At 55.9% G+C, this 17,578-nt stretch carries 16 protein-coding genes; 11 read left to right on the forward strand and 5 right to left on the reverse strand.

Going from position 1 to position 17,578, the window contains the following annotated elements:
* Positions 1–29 precede the first annotated feature (29 nt).
* Genes gyrB through SynMVIR181_RS00520 form a run of 4 tightly spaced genes read left to right on the forward strand, consistent with a single transcriptional unit; the run spans position 30 to position 3,130 of the window.
* Positions 30–1,997 carry a DNA topoisomerase (ATP-hydrolyzing) subunit B gene (gene gyrB / locus SynMVIR181_RS00505; protein WP_186589602.1) on the forward strand — a complete coding sequence of 656 codons (1,968 nt, stop codon included), beginning with the start codon at positions 30–32 and terminating at the stop codon, positions 1,995–1,997.
* Positions 1,997–2,335 (forward strand): SH3 domain-containing protein, encoded by a 339-nt coding sequence (locus SynMVIR181_RS00510; RefSeq protein WP_186524296.1) that lies wholly within the window; start codon positions 1,997–1,999, stop codon positions 2,333–2,335. The genes gyrB and SynMVIR181_RS00510 overlap by 1 nt, the downstream gene beginning before the upstream one ends.
* Entirely contained in the window at positions 2,328–2,738 is a 411-nt protein-coding gene (locus SynMVIR181_RS00515) for a CrcB family protein (RefSeq protein ID WP_186589603.1), read from the forward strand. The genes SynMVIR181_RS00510 and SynMVIR181_RS00515 overlap by 8 nt, the downstream gene beginning before the upstream one ends.
* Positions 2,738–3,130, forward strand: coding sequence for a CrcB family protein (locus tag SynMVIR181_RS00520; RefSeq protein ID WP_186589604.1), 393 nt, complete (start codon positions 2,738–2,740; stop codon positions 3,128–3,130). Before SynMVIR181_RS00515 ends, SynMVIR181_RS00520 begins: the two co-directional genes overlap by 1 nt.
* On the opposite strand, the gene SynMVIR181_RS00525 is transcribed toward SynMVIR181_RS00520, so the two are convergent.
* A complete protein-coding gene (locus SynMVIR181_RS00525; protein ID WP_186517446.1) occupies positions 3,120–3,599 on the reverse strand; it encodes a glutathione peroxidase in 480 nt (159 codons plus the stop codon). The two genes, SynMVIR181_RS00520 and SynMVIR181_RS00525, sit on opposite strands and share 11 nt — an antisense overlap.
* Positions 3,600–3,676: 77 nt before the next feature.
* Between SynMVIR181_RS00525 and mgtE the strand changes: the two genes are divergently transcribed.
* Both mgtE and SynMVIR181_RS00535 read left to right on the forward strand, forming a co-directional pair.
* Positions 3,677–5,131, forward strand: coding sequence for a magnesium transporter (gene mgtE / locus SynMVIR181_RS00530; RefSeq protein ID WP_186589605.1), 1,455 nt, complete (start codon positions 3,677–3,679; stop codon positions 5,129–5,131).
* Positions 5,132–5,183: 52 nt separating this feature from the next.
* A complete protein-coding gene (locus SynMVIR181_RS00535; RefSeq protein WP_186589606.1) occupies positions 5,184–6,191 on the forward strand; it encodes an RpoD/SigA family RNA polymerase sigma factor in 1,008 nt (335 codons plus the stop codon).
* On the opposite strand, the gene SynMVIR181_RS00540 is transcribed toward SynMVIR181_RS00535, so the two are convergent.
* Genes SynMVIR181_RS00540 through SynMVIR181_RS00550 form a run of 3 tightly spaced genes read right to left on the reverse strand, consistent with a single transcriptional unit; the run spans position 6,176 to position 11,494 of the window.
* Positions 6,176–7,111, reverse strand: a complete 936-nt coding sequence (locus SynMVIR181_RS00540) for an alpha/beta fold hydrolase (RefSeq protein ID WP_186589607.1) — start codon at positions 7,109–7,111, stop codon at positions 6,176–6,178. The genes SynMVIR181_RS00535 and SynMVIR181_RS00540 overlap by 16 nt on opposite strands.
* On the reverse strand, positions 7,108–10,362 hold the full coding sequence (locus tag SynMVIR181_RS00545) for an efflux RND transporter permease subunit (protein WP_186589608.1): 3,255 nt from the start codon (positions 10,360–10,362) through the stop codon (positions 7,108–7,110). The genes SynMVIR181_RS00540 and SynMVIR181_RS00545 overlap by 4 nt, the downstream gene beginning before the upstream one ends.
* 4 nt (positions 10,363–10,366) lie before the next feature.
* Positions 10,367–11,494 (reverse strand): efflux RND transporter periplasmic adaptor subunit, encoded by a 1,128-nt coding sequence (locus tag SynMVIR181_RS00550; RefSeq protein WP_186589609.1) that lies wholly within the window; start codon positions 11,492–11,494, stop codon positions 10,367–10,369.
* 160 nt (positions 11,495–11,654) lie between these two features.
* Here SynMVIR181_RS00550 and mutT point away from each other — a divergent pair, with 160 nt between their 5' ends.
* The 4 genes from mutT (at position 11,655) to SynMVIR181_RS00570 (ending at position 15,494) form a co-directional block, all read left to right on the forward strand.
* Positions 11,655–12,791, forward strand: coding sequence for an 8-oxo-dGTP diphosphatase MutT (mutT, locus tag SynMVIR181_RS00555; protein WP_186589610.1), 1,137 nt, complete (start codon positions 11,655–11,657; stop codon positions 12,789–12,791).
* A 65-nt stretch (positions 12,792–12,856) separates the two neighbouring features.
* The gene (locus SynMVIR181_RS00560; protein ID WP_186589611.1) at positions 12,857–13,855 is read left to right on the forward strand and encodes a carbohydrate kinase; all 999 of its coding nucleotides are present in this window, start codon (positions 12,857–12,859) and stop codon (positions 13,853–13,855) included.
* Between the two features lie 8 nt (positions 13,856–13,863).
* On the forward strand, positions 13,864–14,040 hold the full coding sequence (locus SynMVIR181_RS00565; protein WP_186589612.1) for a hypothetical protein: 177 nt from the start codon (positions 13,864–13,866) through the stop codon (positions 14,038–14,040).
* Positions 14,037–15,494 (forward strand): sodium:solute symporter family protein, encoded by a 1,458-nt coding sequence (locus SynMVIR181_RS00570; protein ID WP_186589613.1) that lies wholly within the window; start codon positions 14,037–14,039, stop codon positions 15,492–15,494. Before SynMVIR181_RS00565 ends, SynMVIR181_RS00570 begins: the two co-directional genes overlap by 4 nt.
* Here SynMVIR181_RS00570 and tsaE read toward each other — a convergent pair.
* Complete coding sequence (tsaE, locus tag SynMVIR181_RS00575; RefSeq protein WP_186589614.1) at positions 15,457–15,981, reverse strand: tRNA (adenosine(37)-N6)-threonylcarbamoyltransferase complex ATPase subunit type 1 TsaE; 525 nt, start codon at positions 15,979–15,981, stop codon at positions 15,457–15,459. The two genes, SynMVIR181_RS00570 and tsaE, sit on opposite strands and share 38 nt — an antisense overlap.
* A 24-nt stretch (positions 15,982–16,005) precedes the next feature.
* Here tsaE and ahcY point away from each other — a divergent pair, with 24 nt between their 5' ends.
* Positions 16,006–17,436: an adenosylhomocysteinase gene (gene ahcY / locus SynMVIR181_RS00580; protein WP_186589615.1), complete on the forward strand. Its 1,431-nt coding sequence runs from the start codon at positions 16,006–16,008 to the stop codon at positions 17,434–17,436.
* Positions 17,437–17,578: the final 142 nt, after the last annotated feature.

The following is a 17,578-nucleotide window of genomic DNA, read 5'->3' on the forward strand; positions in this document are numbered from 1 at the left end:
ACGAAAAGGGCTGGGCCGACGACGAGCGCATGAGCGAAGCCTCAAAAGTTCAAGCCGCCTACGGTGCCGAACAGATTCAAGTCCTTGAAGGACTCGAACCGGTGCGCAAGCGCCCGGGGATGTACATCGGTACAACCGGGCCTCGTGGCCTCCACCATCTCGTTTACGAGGTGGTGGACAATGCCGTGGATGAGGCCCTGGCTGGGCATTGCAACGAGATTACGGTTGTTCTCGGAGAAGACGGCTCCGCGTTTGTGAGTGATAACGGCCGCGGCATCCCAACGGATGTGCATCCCCGTACGGGCAAAAGCGCCCTGGAAACGGTGCTCACGGTGTTGCACGCTGGCGGCAAGTTTGGAGCTGGTGGCTACAAGGTTTCGGGTGGTTTGCACGGCGTTGGTGTTTCCGTCGTGAACGCCTTGAGTGAGTGGGTGGAAGTCACCGTTCGCCGTCAAGGCCAGGTGCATCGCCAGCGCTTTGAACGCGGTGCTGCGATCGGCAGCCTTGCTTCAGAGCCGCAGCCCGCGGAGGAGAATGGGCTTACTGGCACCAGCGTTTGCTTTAAGCCCGATCATCAGATTTTCACGGTTGGAATTGAGTTTGATTACGCCACGCTTTCCGCCCGTTTGCGAGAGCTGGCTTATCTGAATGGTGGTGTGCGCATCGTGTTCCGCGATGAGCGAGAGGCTGCCCGGGATAAAGAGGGCCAGCCCCGCGAGGAGCTGTATTTCTATGAAGGTGGCATCAAGGAATACGTTGCCTATATGAATGCGGAGAAAGATCCTCTGCATCCAGAAATTATCTATGTAAATGCTGAAAAAGATGGCGTGACCGTGGAAGCGGCATTGCAGTGGTGCGTTGATGCCTATTCCGACAGCATTCTTGGCTTTGCTAACAACATCCGCACGGTGGATGGTGGCACTCATATTGAAGGCTTGAAAACGGTTTTGACCCGTACCCTTAATACGTTTGCGAAGAAACGAGGCAAACGCAAGGAGGCTGATTCAAATTTGGCGGGCGAAAACATTCGCGAAGGCCTTACCGCCGTGCTTTCGGTGAAAGTTCCTGAGCCAGAATTTGAAGGTCAAACAAAAACGAAGCTTGGTAATACCGAGGTTCGCGGCATTGTTGACAACTTGGTTGGAGAATCACTCAGCCAATACCTGGAGTTCAATCCAGGGGTGATCGACATGATCCTGGAGAAGGCGATCCAGGCCTTTAACGCTGCGGAAGCAGCTCGCCGGGCGCGCGAGTTGGTGCGCCGCAAAAGCGTGCTGGAAAGTTCAACACTGCCTGGCAAGTTGGCTGATTGCAGCACCAGAGATCCCTCAGAATCTGAGATCTACATCGTGGAGGGAGACTCCGCTGGAGGCTCCGCCAAGCAAGGACGCGATCGTCGTTTTCAAGCGATTCTTCCTTTGCGCGGAAAAATTCTCAACATCGAGAAAACCGACGACGCCAAGATTTATAAAAACACTGAGATCCAAGCGCTGATTACGGCCCTTGGCTTGGGGATTAAAGGAGAGGATTTCAATGTTAAAAATCTCCGTTATCACCGTGTGGTGATCATGACGGATGCGGACGTGGATGGTGCGCACATTCGGACGCTGATTCTTACCTTCTTCTATCGCTATCAGAAAGAATTGGTTGAAGGTGGATATATCTACATCGCTTGTCCGCCGCTTTACAAGGTTGAGCGCGGAAAAAATCACACCTATTGCTACAACGAGCAGCAATTGCAAAAAACCTTGGCTGGATTTGGCGAGAAAGCCAACTACAACATTCAGCGATTTAAGGGTCTCGGTGAAATGATGCCCAAGCAGTTGTGGGAAACCACCATGGATCCCTCTACGCGCATGATGAAACGGGTGGAAGTGCAGGATGCGCTGGAGGCTGATCGCATCTTCACGATCCTGATGGGCGACAAAGTGGCGCCACGGCGGGAATTCATCGAAACCCACAGCGCCGACCTGGACATGGCGTCTCTCGACATCTGATGCGGATGTCAACTGGGGTTGTGTTGCGTTGGGGCTGGCTTCTTGGTGTGGCCTTGATGGCACCAGCGGCACTTCCCGCTGGTGGTGCTCAGCGACGGCTTCCCCCCTTGCGCCGGCAGGAGGGCAAAAGCCCATTGCTCAGTGGTGAGTGCTGTGTCTTGCGCTCCAGCCCGCTGGTTGAGGCCCCTGCCCTACGCCGCTTGGAGTTAGGCACTCCACTCCAGATGTTGCGTCATTGGCGTGGAGACGATGGCCGCGACTGGATTCAAGTGCAGGTGTCTTCAGGCCAGGGCTTGCCAGCGAGCTTTCAGTCTGTGCGTGGTTGGGTGAATGGCTGATTCCTTCACGGCTGGTCAGGTCGTGCTGGTAGGGATTGGTGCCATTCCTGGAGCCTGGCTTCGGCTGCGGATCGTGAATCACTTCGAGCCGATGGTTCCCCGCAAGCATTGGGGAACCTTTGCGGTCAATCTCGTTGCCGCCTTTGCCCTCGGTCTGGTGCTTGGCCTCCAAAACAATGATCCCTGCACAACATCTCAAGCTCTTTCGGGGCTGACCTTGTTGATAGCTGTGGGCTTTTTTGGCAGCCTCAGTACGTTTTCTACGTTTGCCGTTGAGTTGCTCAACACCCTGAAGCAAAGGAATTGGCGTGAATCGCTGCTCCTAAGCGTGGGCTCGATCCTCGGTGGCTTGGTTGCGGCTGGTTTGGGCTACGGGCTTGGCTTGGCCGAGGGGATCGCCTGATGCCGCAGTCTTCTTCCACTGCAAACCAGTTCAGCCTTCGTCAAGACCTGAGCGAATTGGCTCTTGTGGCGCTTGGTGCTGTTCCTGGCGCTGTGATGCGTTGGCAAATAGGGTCCCATCTGCATGACAACAACGTGATTGTGAACGTGCTCGGCGCGTTCGTTTTGGGCTGGTTGGTGGGTCTTCCCCTCCGTCCGAAACGTCAGTTGCTGGTTGGGATTGGTTTCTGTGGTTCGCTCACCACATTCAGCAGCTGGATGGTGGACTGCGTGACCTTCATCGCTCAAGGCGACTGGCTGGCTGCCTTGGGGTTAATCGGCCTCACCCTGGGGCTGGGGCTGGGTGCCGCAGCCCTGGGTGTTGTCGTGGGCCGGAGCTTGGTTAAGCGTTAAGAGCAGACTCAATCGCAGTCTTCAGCTCATCGGAGTCGGGCTCAACGCCGCTTTTGAAGCGTGCGATCACCGTGCCGTCTTTGCCCACGAGGAACTTCTCAAAGTTCCAAGCCACATCGCCGGAAGGCTCTGTTGTGTTGAGGGTGGTGTAAGGCTCCGTGGTGCTTCCAGTGGCATGCACTTTGTCGAACAGCTCAAAGCTGGCGTTGTAGGTGGTGGAACAGAAGCTTTTGATCTCCTCCAAAGAGCCTGGCTCCTGGCCGCCAAAGTCGTTGCAGGGGAAGCCCAAAACCTGAAGACCTTGAGCGCCGTAGCTGTCTTGTAGCGCTTGCAAGCCGCTGTACTGACGCGTGAAGCCGCAGCGGCTCGCCACGTTCACGATTAACAGCACCTTGCCTGAGTAAGAGCCGAGTGATTTGTTGGCGCCGTCGGGGGTGTTGACGGACACGCTGCTGATGTTGGGGGCCATAACTATTGGAAGTGCAATCGGCGCTGACGATAACCGGCGACCGCCCCACTTACACTGGAAGGGGCCGGGCGGAGAGCATGGAAGAAGCCCACGGCCGCAGCGGTGTGAGCGTCACGAATGATCTGGTCGCTGAGGTTGTTGCTCAGCAATTGGAATCGATGTTGTCGGTTGGCAATTACGACGGTGTCAAGTTGCTCTTGGCGCCGGTTCAGCCTGTGGATGTGGCGGAAGCGGTGGGTTGCCTTCCGCGAACTCTTCAGGCCCTTGCCTTTCGCTTGCTCGGCAAGGACGAAGCGATTGAGGTGTACGAATACCTTGAGCCAGCCATTCAGCAAAGCTTGTTGGAACGGCTGCGCTCCAGTGAAGTGTTGGAGCTTGTGGAAGAGATGTCGCCCGATGACCGGGTGCGCCTGCTCGATGAACTCCCGGCCAAAGTGGTGCGCCGTCTTTTGGTGGAGCTCAGTCCTTCCGAGCGGCGGGTGACCGCACAATTACTCGGTTATGCCCCCGAAACGGCTGGCCGTTTGATGACAACGGAATACATCGATCTCAAGGAATTTCATAGTGCTGCACAAGCTCTCACCATCGTTCGCCGGCGCGCAAGAGAGACCGAAACGATTTACAGCCTTTATGTAACAGATGGGCAGCGCCATCTCACCGGCATCTTGTCTTTGCGTGATTTGGTCACGGCCGACCCCAGCGATTGCATTGGTGATGTGATGACGCGAGAGGTTGTGAGCGTTGGCACCGATACCGATCAGGAGGAGGTGGCCCGTGCGATTCAGCGCTACGACTTTCTTGCTGTGCCTGTTGTGGACCGGGAACGTCGTCTTGTCGGGATCGTTACGGTGGACGACGTGATCGACGTGATCGAGCAGGAAGCCACCCGTGACCTTTATGCCGCTGGTGCGGTGGAGGCTGGTGATGAGGATGACTACTTCCAGAGCAATCTGTTCACCGTTGCGCGCCGCCGCGTGGTGTGGCTTTCGGTGTTGGTGGTTGCCAATGGCTTCACCACCCAGGTGATCGCGATGAACGATGCCGTGCTGCGTGAGGTTGTGATGCTTGCCGCATTCATTCCTTTGTTGATTGGCACTGGTGGAAATGTGGGTGCGCAGAGTTCCACGGTGGTGATTCGTGGATTGAGCACCCAGCGCATCCAACCTTTGGGCCCCTGGCGTGCTGTTGTCCGAGAGTCGCTCGCCGGCGCTCTATTGGGCGTGCTGATGCTTTTTGTTGTGGTGCCATTTGCTTGGTGGCGTGGTGACGGCCCACTTGTAGGGATGGCGGTCGGGATCAGTTTGCTTGCGATTACCACCCTGGCCGCCACGGCGGGTGCTGCGTTGCCCTTGCTGTTTAACCGCATGGGCCTCGATCCAGCCCTGATGTCAGCGCCCTTTATCACCACCGCTACAGACGTGGCGGGCGTGTTCATCTATCTGAAAACGGCGGAGTGGTTGCTGCTGCATGCGCCCCAGCTGCTCGAGACCACGAGTATTTCTACTCATCTAGCCACTTCTTTCGCTTTCTGAGAGTTCGTTTACGTTTCTTAGGGTTACTCTTTACACAACTCAATGAAGCGTCATGGCTCCTGCTGCTGCTGTTGCTTCCCGCCCCGCATCTGCCTCCACCGGTCGCGCCTCTGGCGCTGAAGTCGATTTAGTACGTTCGTACCTGCGAGACATCGGCCGTGTGCCGTTGTTGAGTCACCAACAGGAGATCACGCTAGGCCGTCAGGTTCAGGAGTTGATGGATTTAGAGGCGCTAGAAGCAGAACTCAAGGATCAGCGCGGCGGAGAAGAGGTCGCCAGGGAAGAATGGGCCAAAGCTGCTGGTGTGAGTGCAGCGCAACTGAAGCGCAAGCTGCAGGCAGGTCGCCGCGCCAAGGAGCGCATGGTTGCTGCCAACTTGCGGTTGGTGGTGAGCGTCGCCAAGAAATACACCAAGCGGAATATGGAACTGCTGGATTTAATCCAGGAGGGAACGATCGGTTTGGTGCGTGGTGTGGAGAAATTTGATCCCACCCGAGGCTACAAATTCAGTACCTATGCGTACTGGTGGATTCGCCAAGGGATTACCCGTGCGATTGCGGAAAAGAGCCGCACGATTCGCCTACCGATTCACATCACCGAGATGTTGAACAAGCTGAAAAAGGGTCAACGGGAATTAAGCCAAGAGCTGGGCCGCACCCCATCGGTGACGGAATTGGCGTCATTTGTGGAGCTACCAGAAGATGAGGTGAAGGATTTGATGTGCCGGGCTCGCCAGCCTGTGAGCTTGGAGATGAAGGTGGGCGATGGAGATGACACCGAACTGCTGGAGCTGCTAGCTGGTGATGGAGAGCTGCCATCCGAACAGGTGGAAGGGGAATGCCTGAAGGGAGACCTGCGCGATCTGCTGAGCCAGCTGCCTGAATTGCAGGGGAAAGTGTTGAGGATGCGCTATGGGATGGACGGAGAGGAGCCGATGAGCCTCACGGGTATTGGCCGCATCATTGGTATCAGCCGTGATCGTGTGCGCAATCTCGAGCGAGATGGCTTAGCTGGTTTGCGTCGCCTGAGTGATCAGGTTGAGGCCTACGTTGCCTGCTGATTGAGGATCAGCAGTAAACGTTCGTTAACAGCCTTTGGAGATTCGTCGTGTGGGCAATGTCCTGCACGGGGAATCACCAAGATTGATTGAATGCAATCAAATTCCAGTTGCCAGTTTTTGGCTTCCTTAACGGGTTCCCAGGGATCATCTTCCCCCCAAATTAGATGCACTGGTTGTTTAAGCTCCGCGAGCAGGTTGGGAGCTAAATGGTCATTGAACAAGTTGATAAAGCCGCGAAAGGCTTCTGCAGCTCCTTTGCGTTGACTTGGCCCTAAGAGAAGGGCAACCAAGTCATCATCCACATTGCATCCACTGGGGTAGGCCTGTTTGAGCACGCTCCGAATTAATGCTGGCCGCGCCGCATTGCGGAACAAGGCTGTACTCAGCCAGCGCTGACTGACCAGGGTTTTGAGGAGAGGGCGGATCCAAGCCATCCAGGCTGGCTGGGTTGCCAATTGTTTGTCATCCATTAGCCGCTGCGCGCAGTCGATCAGCACCACTCCCTCACAGGGAATCCTCTGGCTTTGCTCTTTTAAAAGTTGTGCAGCTCTTAGGGCTACAACGCCACCGATTGAGTTGCCAACAAGCACCACGGGACGATCAATCACGTTGATGCAAAAATCGACAACCTGTTGAGCCCATAGATCAAAACAATAGTGAACTGATTTGTTTGTGCTGGGTTCATCTTTGAGCTGTGCTTGTGGCTGATCACTCCTGCCGAAACCCAGCAGATCGATGGCATAGGTGGGAACGTGCTCGGCGAGGACGGGTTGGTTGAAGCGCCAATGATTCGTATTCGCTCCGAAGCCATGAATCAGTAGAACCGCTGTTGGTGCCGTTTGATCCCCCATGACGGACCAGCCAATCTCATGGGATTTCCAGGTCCAAGGCGCCTGGATTGGAGCAAAAGAAGCGTTCATTTGCTGGGTGACATGAGTCTGCTTTCAAGGTCCTTAACAAGCACATAAACAGGGGGGACAACCCCTATGGAGAGAACGGTGGCAACGATTAATCCACCAAAAATGACAGTTCCAAGAGATTGTTGTGCACTCGCTCCTGCACCGTTGGCGACTACGAGAGGCAAGAAACCGGCAAGCGCGGCCGTCGCTGTCATCAGGATGGGACGAAGCCGCGATTCGGCTGATTCGATCACGGCGATCACGCTACTTTTCCCCTCCTTGAGTTTTTGTTCGGCGACCTCCACGATCAAAATTCCATTCTTGGCTGCTAAACCGATCAAGGTAACCAGGCCAATTTGTGCATAGATGTTCAAATCGATGGAGCGAATCGCAAGAAAGGCGAGGGCACCAAGCATGGCCAGCGGCACCGTTGCCAGGATGATGATTGGTGTGATGTAACTCTCATATTGGGCTGAGAGCACCAGATACACAATCAGCACCCCAAGTCCAAACACCAGGATGCTCGCGTTCCCCGCGGAGAGCTGCAGCGCTGCCAGACCGGTAAAGGCAGAACCAATGTTGGTGTAAGTCTCAGCTTTAAACAATTGCTGGATTTTGCTCAGGGCCTGACCGCTGCTTTTTCCGATCGCTTCCGCGCCCTGAATCAGCACGGTGCGGCTCAAGTTGTAGTGGCTGATCACAGGCGGAGCACTGCTGAGCTCGGCTTCAGCAAATTGCGACACCTGGACTAGTTCGCCATCGTTTGATCGAACGTAATAACTAAGGATGTCATCGATAGTTTCCCGTTGATTTGGCGTTCCCTGCACGTAGATGCTGCGGACTTGGCCGCTCTCGTAGGTGAGTCCGGAGTAGCTACTGCCAGCTAGCGCAGAAATCGTGTCCATCGCCTCTTTGAAGTCGACGTTGAGAGCCCCCATCACCTCGCGATTGAGGTTGAGGCCGATCGCTGGAGCGCTTGGGGTGAACTGCGTGTAAACGCTGGAAAAGTCTCCGCTTGCATCAGCCTTCTTGATCAGTTGGCCCGCCAAATCGGAGAGTTCGTTGAAGCTGTAGGCACCGTTGCTGAGGTCGTTGAATTGGAAGTAGAACCCTCCTTGGGCGGAGAAGCCAGGCACCGCTGGTGGGCCTGAAGCCCTAGCGAGGCCGTCGCTTAATGCGATCAACTTGGCATTCAGCCGCTTGACGATGGCATCGGAACTGTGTTCAGCGCCTTTGCGTTCTTCCAAGGGCTGGAGGCCAAAGAAAAAGACACCTTGATCGGGACTGGAGCCATTGAAGCCATAGCCGTTGATGATTGAGGCATTGGCGACATCGTCTTCTTCACTGAGGACCTTGGCGATTTGGTTGCCAAGCTTTTTGGTTTCCACCAGGGAAGCCCCATTTTGAAGTTGGAAAATTCCCACTCCATAGCCTTGGTCTTCATCGGGGATGAAGGCTGTTGGCAGGGTCGTGAAAGCGAAGCCTGTCGCCACGATTCCAATAACCAATCCAGCCAGCACGATCCGGCGGGCTTGGATCATCCGTTTGAGAAGCCTGGAGTAGGTGTTTTCAAGACGCTCGAAATTGCGGTTGAATACCTTGAAGATCAGCGGCAGGTTCGATCCAGCGAGGGCACCGATCACGATGCCGGCGATGTAAGTCCAGTTGCCAAAGGAAGCAGCACTGAAGCGGCCAAAGGCCAAGCCCACGATCACGCCCACCACAATCCAACTGCGACCCTTCGCTTCCGGTGGTTTTTTCTGAGAAAGGATCAAACCCGAGAGCATCGGTGAAAACGTCAGTGCATTAAATGCAGAGATGGCAACCGAAAAGGCGATCGTGAGTGCGAACTGTTTGTAGATGATCCCGATCCCACCTGGATAAAAGGCAACGGGAACAAACACCGCCATCAGTACGAGGGCGGTGGCAAGCAGCGCGCCGAAGAGCTCGCCCATGCAAGCGAGTGCTGCTTCGCGAGGCTTCATTCCTTGGTCGATGTTGGTGGAGACCGCTTCGATCACAACGATGGCGTCATCCACAACAAGGCCTGTAGCCAGCACAAGGCCCAGCAATGTGAGTTGATTGATCGAAAACCCGAAGACGTTGAGGAAGGCGAATGTTCCCACCAGAGAAATCGGAATCGCCAGGCTGGGCACCACGGTGGCGCGCCAGTTCTGGAGAAAAAGAAACAGGATGATTAAGACCAATACGATCGCCAGTCCGAGCGCGTCGATGACGCCATTAACGGAGGATTCGATGAACTGGCCGATGTCATAAATCTGATTAATCGTGACGCCAGGAGGCACTGTGCTTTTGAACTGGTTGATTTGATCAATAACGCCTTCTGATACATCGAGAGCATTGCTCGAAGGAGTTTGGAAAACAGCAATCGTGAGCGCTTCCATTTCGTTTTTATCTACGACCTGTATTGAGTAGGAGTTGCTGCCGTAGCGGACTTCGCCAACATCCTTCAGTTTGAGCAGATTGCCGGAGGGCGAGCGGCTGAGGATCAGGTTGTTGAAGTCATCGATCGAGATCAGGTTGCCGTTGTTCTCCACCACAATCGGATAGGTGTAGGCCTGGTCGCCTGAGGCTGGAGGTCCTCCAACAAGGCCACCAACAGCCACGCTGTTTTGAGACTGCACTGCATTGAGTACGTCTTCTGAAGTGAGTTTGTTGGCGGCAAGTTTGCTTGGATCAACAAACAGCCAGAAGGCAGGATTGGCACCTCCCAAGATCGTGACGTTGGCAACGCCTTCCACCCGCGAAAGCGGGTAATAGAGCTGTTCGTAGACGAGTCCGTTTAAAAAAGCAGCATCAAATTGCCCTTCGCTGGAACTGATCTCATAGGCAAGAAGGATGGAGGGGTTGCTTTGCGTTACGGAAACCCCTGTTTCTTTCACCTGGTCTGGGAGTTGGGGATTGGCCAGAGACACACGGTTCTGAACATTCACCTGATCGATATCAATGTCTGTTGTTTGGTCGAAATAGACATTGATGGTGCTGTTGCCCGTCATGTCGGTGTTCGAGGAGATGTAGCTCACTCCGGGAACGCCATTGATCTGTTGCTCCAAGGGATTGGTCACCGCTTGCTCGGTAACCTCCGCGTTGGCGCCTCCATAGGTTGCACTGACCAGGATCAGAGGATTGGCAATGTTTGGCAGGTTGGCAATGGGCAGAATCGGGATCGAGATCAGCCCGACGAGCACAATCAAAATGCTGCAGACCGTGGTCAGGACCGGTCGCTTGATGAAATTGTCGGAGAAAGCCATCGGCTTAGTTGGCTCCTGCTGAAACGTTCACAGGCATGCCACTGCGCAGCCGACTTGTGTTGCTAATCGCCACTTTGGCCCCGGCTTTGAGTCCGGAGATCACGGGATAGAGGTTGTTTTCCAGATCCCCAAGTTGCACCTTCGTTTGCAGCACGATCGGGGTGTTGCCTGGGAGCTTTTCCAGTTTTTTCAACGCTTTGGCTGTTGTATTAGGTGAGCGTTTGATGGTCGGTAGCGCCTTGCTGATGGGTACGACTTCATAAACGAACGGCTGCTGCGCTTGCATCATCACGGCCTGCACCGGTACCGCTAACTGCTCACTCGATTCGGTAATGATTTCGGAGGAAACATATTGACCTGTTTTTAATTGTCCAGTGAGGTTGGGGAACACCGCCTTCACCATTAACGTGTTTGGAGGATTGCCGGCTTTTGGAATCGCATAGTAAGGCGATACAAAGGTGATTGTTCCTTCACCAGTAACCGGTGGGGTGGATTGAGATGCAAGCTGCACAGGTTGCCCCACTTTGACCTGGGATCCCTGCGATGCTGGAATTTCCATCAAGGTCCAGAGAGTGGAGTTGTCCACAATTCCTGTAATGACATCCCCAGTTTTGACGTAATCACCGATCTTTACGGTGTCTAAATCACCAATTACTCCATTGATTGGAGAGCGCACAAACTTATAGTTAAGGTTGGCTTTGTCGGCGATGGCTTGATCTCTTGATGTGATCGCTTTTGTTGCGTAGGCATCACGACGTTTCGCTGATGCGGCTCCTTGTTCGTAAAGAAATTGGTATCTTTCAGCATTAACTTTGTCATAACGAGCTTGTGATTTAGAGGCGTCGAGCTGGGCGCTCTGTTGCGTGTTGTCGAGCACAAGAATCACCTGGCCTGCTTGAACTTGATCTCCTTCTTTGACAAGTTTTTTGATCACCCGGCCATCTGTTTCAGGGCTGAGCGTCACGTTGGTGGTGGATTCAAGCGGGCTAATCGCTTTGATGCTGGGTTTGAAGCTGCCCTGGGAGATTGTTGCGGTGTTGATGGATAAAAAGATCGTGCCGGATGTCTTGCTCTGCCCGCATGCTGCAAGGGCAACGGTGAGAGTCAGTCCAACAGCAAGGGGGGCCCGCACAATGCAACCGATGAGTTGCGCGGACCATACCTGTTATTGACCACGATGACGCCTTGAACTCTCATTCAGCTTGGATGGTGCGCAGATCGGCGAAGTATGGGCGGATGCTTTCTGCTTGCCCTGAGATCCTGTGCGCTGATCAACGCGGGAACTCAGTGCTTTGACACCTGAACTGAGCGGCCCCTTGTTGTCTTGGTGGGAGGTGCATGGTCGCAGGGATCCTGAGCAGAAACCATGGATGTTCACTGCGGATCGAGCCTGGCCACAGCCTGACGACGTGTTGTCGCCCTTCGGTATTTGGATTGCCGAGGTGATGTTGCAGCAAACCCAGTTGCAGGTGGTGTTGCCGTACTGGGAGCGCTGGATGGAGGTTTTCCCCACGCTGGAGCGACTGGCTGAGGCGCGAGAACACGATGTGTTGCTGCTTTGGCAGGGGCTTGGTTATTACTCGCGAGCCCGCCGTCTTCTGGCAGGAGCCAAGCAACTGATGGGTCAGATCGCTCCTGCCTCAAGCACGACGCTGTCCGCTTGGCCAATGGATCTGGACTGTTGGCTGCTCCTCCCTGGGATTGGCCGCACCACCGCTGGGGGCATCCTCTCGTCTGCCTTCAACAGCCCGCTGGCGATTCTTGATGGCAATGTGCGCCGGGTCTTGGCTCGGCTTCAAGCTCATCCCAAACCTCCAGCGCGTGATCAAGCCTTGTGTTGGCAATGGAGTGAGGCTCTTGTTGCGGCTGCGCCTGGCCGTGCTCGTGATCTCAATCAGGCCCTGATGGACCTCGGTGCCACCGTCTGCACTCCCCGTTCACCGAATTGCGCGTGCTGTCCTTGGCAGATGCATTGCGCTGCTTACGCTGCTGGCGATGTGGAGCGCTACCCCGTGAAAGACACCCCTCGAGCTGTGCCCTTTCAAGTGATTGGTGTGGGAGTGGTGCTGAATGAAGCTGGAGAGGTGTTGATTGATCAACGCCTGAATGAGGGGTTGTTGGGCGGGCTATGGGAATTTCCAGGCGGGAAGCAGGAGCCGGGCGAGGCCATTGTTCAGACCATCGCTCGCGAATTGCAGGAAGAATTGGCGATTGAAGTGTCTGTGGGAGAGGAGCTGATCAGCCTTGACCATGCCTACAGCCACAAAAAGCTGCGTTTTGTGGTGCACCTTTGCCAATGGCAAAAGGGCGAACCGCAGCCATTGGCGAGCCAGCAGGTGCGCTGGGTGCGTCCGGAGTCGTTGGCCGACTATCCCTTCCCTGCTGCCAATGCGCGCATCATTGCTGCGTTGTTGGACCACGTTTCCTGAATTGGGGCACGTTGGTTGGCATCAGGCTCAGCCGCAGCCAGCCTTAAGGCATCCGACTTGCTGTCATGGCCGATCTGTCTGCGTTGGCTCCTCGCGTGTTGTGCCTGGGTGAGGCCTTGGTGGATCGGCTTGGCCCGCTTGGAGGGGATCCCGCTACTGCTGCGCTCGATTCTTGTGATGACCGCTTGGGTGGTGCACCCGCCAACGTGGCCTGTGCTCTCGCTCGGCTTGGCACACCCGTTGGACTCGTTGGTCGACTTGGTGAAGATGCCATCGGTGCTGCATTCCTCGAGCTTTTCAAGGGCCGGGGTGTTGATGTGCGGGCGCTTCAACGTGATGCAAGTCACCCGAGTCGGGTGGTGTTGGTTCGCCGCCATGCCAATGGGGAACGCGTGTTTCAGGGATTTGCTGGAGATCACATCCTGGGTTTCGCGGATCAACTGCTGGATCGTGGCTGTTTGGAAGCGGTCTGGCCGGGCTTGGCCGAGCAGGCTCGCTGGCTCTTAGTCGGCACGATTCCCTTGGCCTCGATGGCTTCTGCCGGCGCTTTGCAATGGGTGTTGGCTCAGGCCAAGGCTGCTGGTCTTGCCTTGGCTGTGGATGTGAACTGGCGCCCCACCTTCTGGAATCCCGAGGCAGACCCAGTGGCGGGTCCTACCGCTGATGCATTGGCGGTGATCAAGCCTGTGTTGGAGCAGGCCTCCCTGATCAAATTGGCCCGAGAGGAGGCGTTGTGGTTTTTCGGAAGTGATGATCCTGCTGCTATCGCGGCGGAGTTGCCGCAGCAGCCCGATGTGGTGGTGACCGATGGAGCCGCGCCCGTTCGCTGGTTCATCGCCAAGGAAGCCGGGAGTATGCCGGTGTTTCCGCCCGCTCAGGTGATCGACACCACAGGGGCAGGGGATGCCTTCACCGCCGGTCTGTTGCACTGTTGGGATCGCCCTGTCACGGAGCGGGTGCGCTTCGCATCAGCTTGCGGTGCCCTGGTTTGTGGCGGAGCTGGAGCGATCGACCCACAGCCACGAGAGCAAGACGTATCAGCTTTCCTCAAGGAGTGCACTTAATGGGTGTGATGCCACGTCGCTGGCCCTGGTTGGCCGTGTTCGCTGCCGTTGTTTTGGCCTTAGTGGTGCATGGTCAGGCGGAATCGGCCTTGCCGTTTTGGTTTGGTCTGCCTGTTTGGGTGTTGGTGTTCATCGGCCTGCAGGCAGTACTCACCTTTGCCGCTGCTTGGATCGCCCGCCCATGAGCACCACTCTGATTTCAGCGTTCCTCGCTCTCGTTGTTTACCTGCTGGCGTTGCTCTGGCTCGGGACTCAGAGTCTCGGGGGCCAAACCAACAGCGCCGACTCCTATTTCCTGGCCGATCGAAGGCTGCGTGCCGGCGTGCTGTTCTTCACGCTGATCGCGACCAACTTCAGCGCCTTCTTTTTTCTTGGTTTTGCGGGTGCGGGCTATCGCATCGGGATTGCCTATTACCCAATGATGGCGTTTGGAACAGGGTTGGCTGCCCTCAGTTTCGGCAGCCTGGGCTGCCGGGTCCGCAGGCTCAGTGCTGACCACGGCCTCATCACTCCGTCTGAATTGATCGGCCATCTCTTGCCAGGGGAGGGACTGCGCCTGTTGGTGCTTGCGGTGATGGTGCTGTTCACCCTTCCTTATTTGGCCCTGCAACCTCTTGGTGCCGGTTATTTGCTCGAGAGCCTCACGGGAGGAGCGGTTCCTTTTGAGGTTGGAGCTGTCCTGCTCACCGTCGTGATCGTGCTGTACGTGGTGGGCGGCGGCATGCGAGCTGTGGCGCGAACCGACGTGCTTCAGGGGGTGCTGATGTTTTCGCTGATGCTGATGGCCTTTGTGGCGGTCGCCAAAGGTGTCGGTGGCGTCGAGATGGCCAATCGCACCCTGTTTGTCCAACGTCCTGAGCTGTTCAGTGCGGCAGGACTGGGCAATTTTTTTACGCCGCGAATGCTGGCCAGCTATCTGCTGCTTTGGCCGTTGTGCCTGCCGATGTTTCCGCAGATGCTGATGCGTTTTTTTGCTGCCGGGGATGACCGCTCGTTGAAGCAGTCGATGGTGCTTTACCCAGTCGTAGCGGGAGTGCTGTTCATTTGTCCTGTGATGATCGGGATGTGGGGGCATCTGGCCTTCCCTGATCTTTTGGGTCGCGCGTCCGATCAGATCATGCCGTTGATGTTGGGGCGCTACAGCCCGGAATGGTTGACGGGAATCGTGATGGTGGGGGCCTTGGCTGCTTTTATGTCCACCCTGGATTCGCAGCTGTTGGCCCTGTCTTCGATGCTCACTCGCGACCTCTATAGAAGGTATTGGCGACCGCAGGCTTCTTTGGCTGAGCAAGTGCGTGTTGGGCAGCTCGTGGTGATCGCTCTTGCAGTCGCTGGTCTTGCCATCGCCCTGCGTCCGCCGGAGGCCATTCTGTCGCTTGCAACCCATGCCTTTTCGGGTCTCGCACTGCTGTTCCCGATGCTGGTGGGGGCGGTCTATGGCCTGCGCTGGTCCGTTGTTGGCGCCATGTTGTCGGTGATCGCAGGGGAAGCCGTTCTGCTGGGTTTCGCCATGGGCGTGATTCCGGAGGCTTTTCAGGGGGGCTGTCTGCCTTTGATCCCTGCACTCGTTGTGGCCTGCACGGTTTTGGGAGTGGATCAGCTCATCGCTCGCTGGTCGTCGTCAGGTTTGCGGGCCTGACGTTTGGCGGCTGGAGCGAGACGGTGCGTCCGCTGGCAACTGCATAGTTGAGATCCAAGAGCCAGGCGTCTGGAAGAGAGAGGCTGAGCCGCTCCGGCCACTCCACTACGAGCAAAGCCCCCATGGCGTTTGCCTCTTCCTCCTCTTGAAGGAAAAGGTCATCAGCTGCGATGGCTTGCTCGAGCCGGTACAGGTCGAGATGGACGAGAGGGGGGGTCCCTTCCGGGTAGTGCTGAGCGAGCGCGAAGGTTGGGCTGGTGATCGGTTCTTGGATTCCTAGGGCGTCAGCCAGCCCTTGGACGAGAGAGGTTTTGCCTGCACCGAGCGGTCCTCGTAGTAGCAGGATGTCGTGCGCTTTGAGGCGCGCTGCCAACATCCGGCCAAGCTCTTTTGTGGCCTCGAGATCGTCAAGGATCCTTGTCTCATCTGTAGATTGGCTGTCAAGGGAGCCCGAAGCCTCGGCGTCTCCGAAGTATTTATCGTTCACATCCTCCCCAGGGAGCTTTTCAATATGGTGGCAACAGCCGCGGCAACGACCGAACTTCAGGTCGCAAAGGAATACGTCATTGCGGATATCGGTTTAGCCGATTTTGGACGCAAGGAACTCAATATTGCTGAGACCGAGATGCCCGGTCTGATGGCATTGCGTGCCAAGTACGGCAAGGAGAAGCCCTTGAAAGGGGCCCGGATCGCCGGCTCTTTGCACATGACGATTCAGACCGCTGTTCTGATCGAAACCCTGATCGAGCTTGGTGCCGATGTGCGCTGGGCCTCCTGCAACATTTTCTCCACCCAAGACCACGCCGCCGCTTCGATGGCTGCTGCTGGAGTTCCCGTCTTTGCTGTTAAGGGTGAAACCCTTGAGGAGTACTGGGATTACACCCACAGCATTCTCGAATGGGGCGATGGTGGAGCGCCCAACATGATCCTGGACGACGGTGGCGATGCCACCGGTCTGGTGATGTTGGGTAGCAAGGCTGAGCAGGACATCACCGTGCTCGACAACCCTTCCAACGAAGAGGAGACCTTCCTGTTCGCCTCGATCAAGAAGAAACTGGCGACGGATTCCAGCTTCTATAGCCGCATCAAGGCTGAGATTCAGGGCGTCACTGAGGAGACCACCACTGGAGTGGCACGTCTCTACAAAATGCAGAAGAGCGGAGAGCTTCCCTTCCCTGCGATCAACGTGAACGACTCGGTCACCAAGAGCAAGTTCGACAACCTCTATGGCTGTCGTGAATCGCTGGTGGACAGCATCAAGCGCGCAACCGACGTGATGGTGGCTGGCAAGCAGGCCCTCGTGGTTGGCTACGGCGATGTGGGCAAAGGTTCAGCCCAGTCATTGCGTGGTCTTGGCGCCACCGTCTGCATTGCTGAAGTGGATCCCATTTGCGCCTTGCAGGCTGCGATGGAGGGTTACCGGGTGGTCCGCCTCGAGGATGTGGTGGATCAGATGGACATCTTTGTGACCGCCACCGGTAACTACCAGGTGATCCGCAATGAGCATCTGGTGAAGATGAAGGACGAAGCGATCGTCTGCAACATCGGACACTTCGATAACGAGATCGATGTGGCTTCGCTCAAGTCCTATGAGTGGGACAACATCAAGCCTCAGGTGGATCACATCACCTTGCCAAGTGGCAACAAGATCATTCTTCTTGCCGAGGGTCGTCTCGTGAATCTGGGTTGCGCCACCGGTCACCCCAGTTTCGTGATGAGCAATTCGTTCACGAACCAGGTGTTGGCTCAGATTGAGTTGTTCACCAAGGGCAGCGAATATGGCAAAGAGGTCTATGTGCTGCCTAAGCATCTCGATGAGATGGTGGCTCGCCTCCATCTTGAGAAGATCGGTTGCAAACTCACCGAGTTGAGCAAAGATCAAGCTGATTACATCAACGTTCCTGTAGAAGGTCCCTACAAGCCTGATCACTACCGTTATTGATCGCTTTTTAGGTTGATTGAGGGCTGCTAACGCAGCCCTTTTTTTATGGCCTTGTTGCTTTTAAAGATTGCCTTGCAATCAATGAACTGTTCTCAGTCCCCTTGGTTTTTGTTTTGAAGAATGGTTCCCATGTCTACTTTTG

It is taken from the genome of Synechococcus sp. MVIR-18-1 (assembly GCF_014279835.1).
In the GTDB taxonomy this organism is placed as follows: Bacteria; Cyanobacteriota; Cyanobacteriia; order PCC-6307; family Cyanobiaceae; genus Synechococcus_C.

Bases quoted from the DNA above. Each gene is read 5' to 3' on its own strand.
- SynMVIR181_RS00540 (WP_186589607.1), bottom strand. From the start codon at position 7,111: ATGAACGCTTCTTTTGCTCCAATCCAGGCGCCTTGGACCTGGAAATCC.
- SynMVIR181_RS00565 (WP_186589612.1), top strand. From the start codon at position 13,864: ATGCCACGTCGCTGGCCCTGGTTGGCCGTGTTCGCTGCCGTTGTTTTG.
- SynMVIR181_RS00535 (WP_186589606.1), top strand. From the start codon at position 5,184: ATGGCTCCTGCTGCTGCTGTTGCTTCCCGCCCCGCATCTGCCTCCACC.
- SynMVIR181_RS00560 (WP_186589611.1), top strand. From the start codon at position 12,857: ATGGCCGATCTGTCTGCGTTGGCTCCTCGCGTGTTGTGCCTGGGTGAG.
- SynMVIR181_RS00520 (WP_186589604.1), top strand. From the start codon at position 2,738: ATGCCGCAGTCTTCTTCCACTGCAAACCAGTTCAGCCTTCGTCAAGAC.
- SynMVIR181_RS00510 (WP_186524296.1), top strand. From the start codon at position 1,997: ATGCGGATGTCAACTGGGGTTGTGTTGCGTTGGGGCTGGCTTCTTGGT.
- SynMVIR181_RS00545 (WP_186589608.1), bottom strand. From the start codon at position 10,362: ATGGCTTTCTCCGACAATTTCATCAAGCGACCGGTCCTGACCACGGTC.
- SynMVIR181_RS00515 (WP_186589603.1), top strand. From the start codon at position 2,328: ATGGCTGATTCCTTCACGGCTGGTCAGGTCGTGCTGGTAGGGATTGGT.
- mgtE (WP_186589605.1), top strand. From the start codon at position 3,677: ATGGAAGAAGCCCACGGCCGCAGCGGTGTGAGCGTCACGAATGATCTG.
- ahcY (WP_186589615.1), top strand. From the start codon at position 16,006: ATGGTGGCAACAGCCGCGGCAACGACCGAACTTCAGGTCGCAAAGGAA.
- SynMVIR181_RS00570 (WP_186589613.1), top strand. From the start codon at position 14,037: ATGAGCACCACTCTGATTTCAGCGTTCCTCGCTCTCGTTGTTTACCTG.
- gyrB (WP_186589602.1), top strand. From the start codon at position 30: ATGAGCGAAGCCTCAAAAGTTCAAGCCGCCTACGGTGCCGAACAGATT.
- SynMVIR181_RS00525 (WP_186517446.1), bottom strand. From the start codon at position 3,599: ATGGCCCCCAACATCAGCAGCGTGTCCGTCAACACCCCCGACGGCGCC.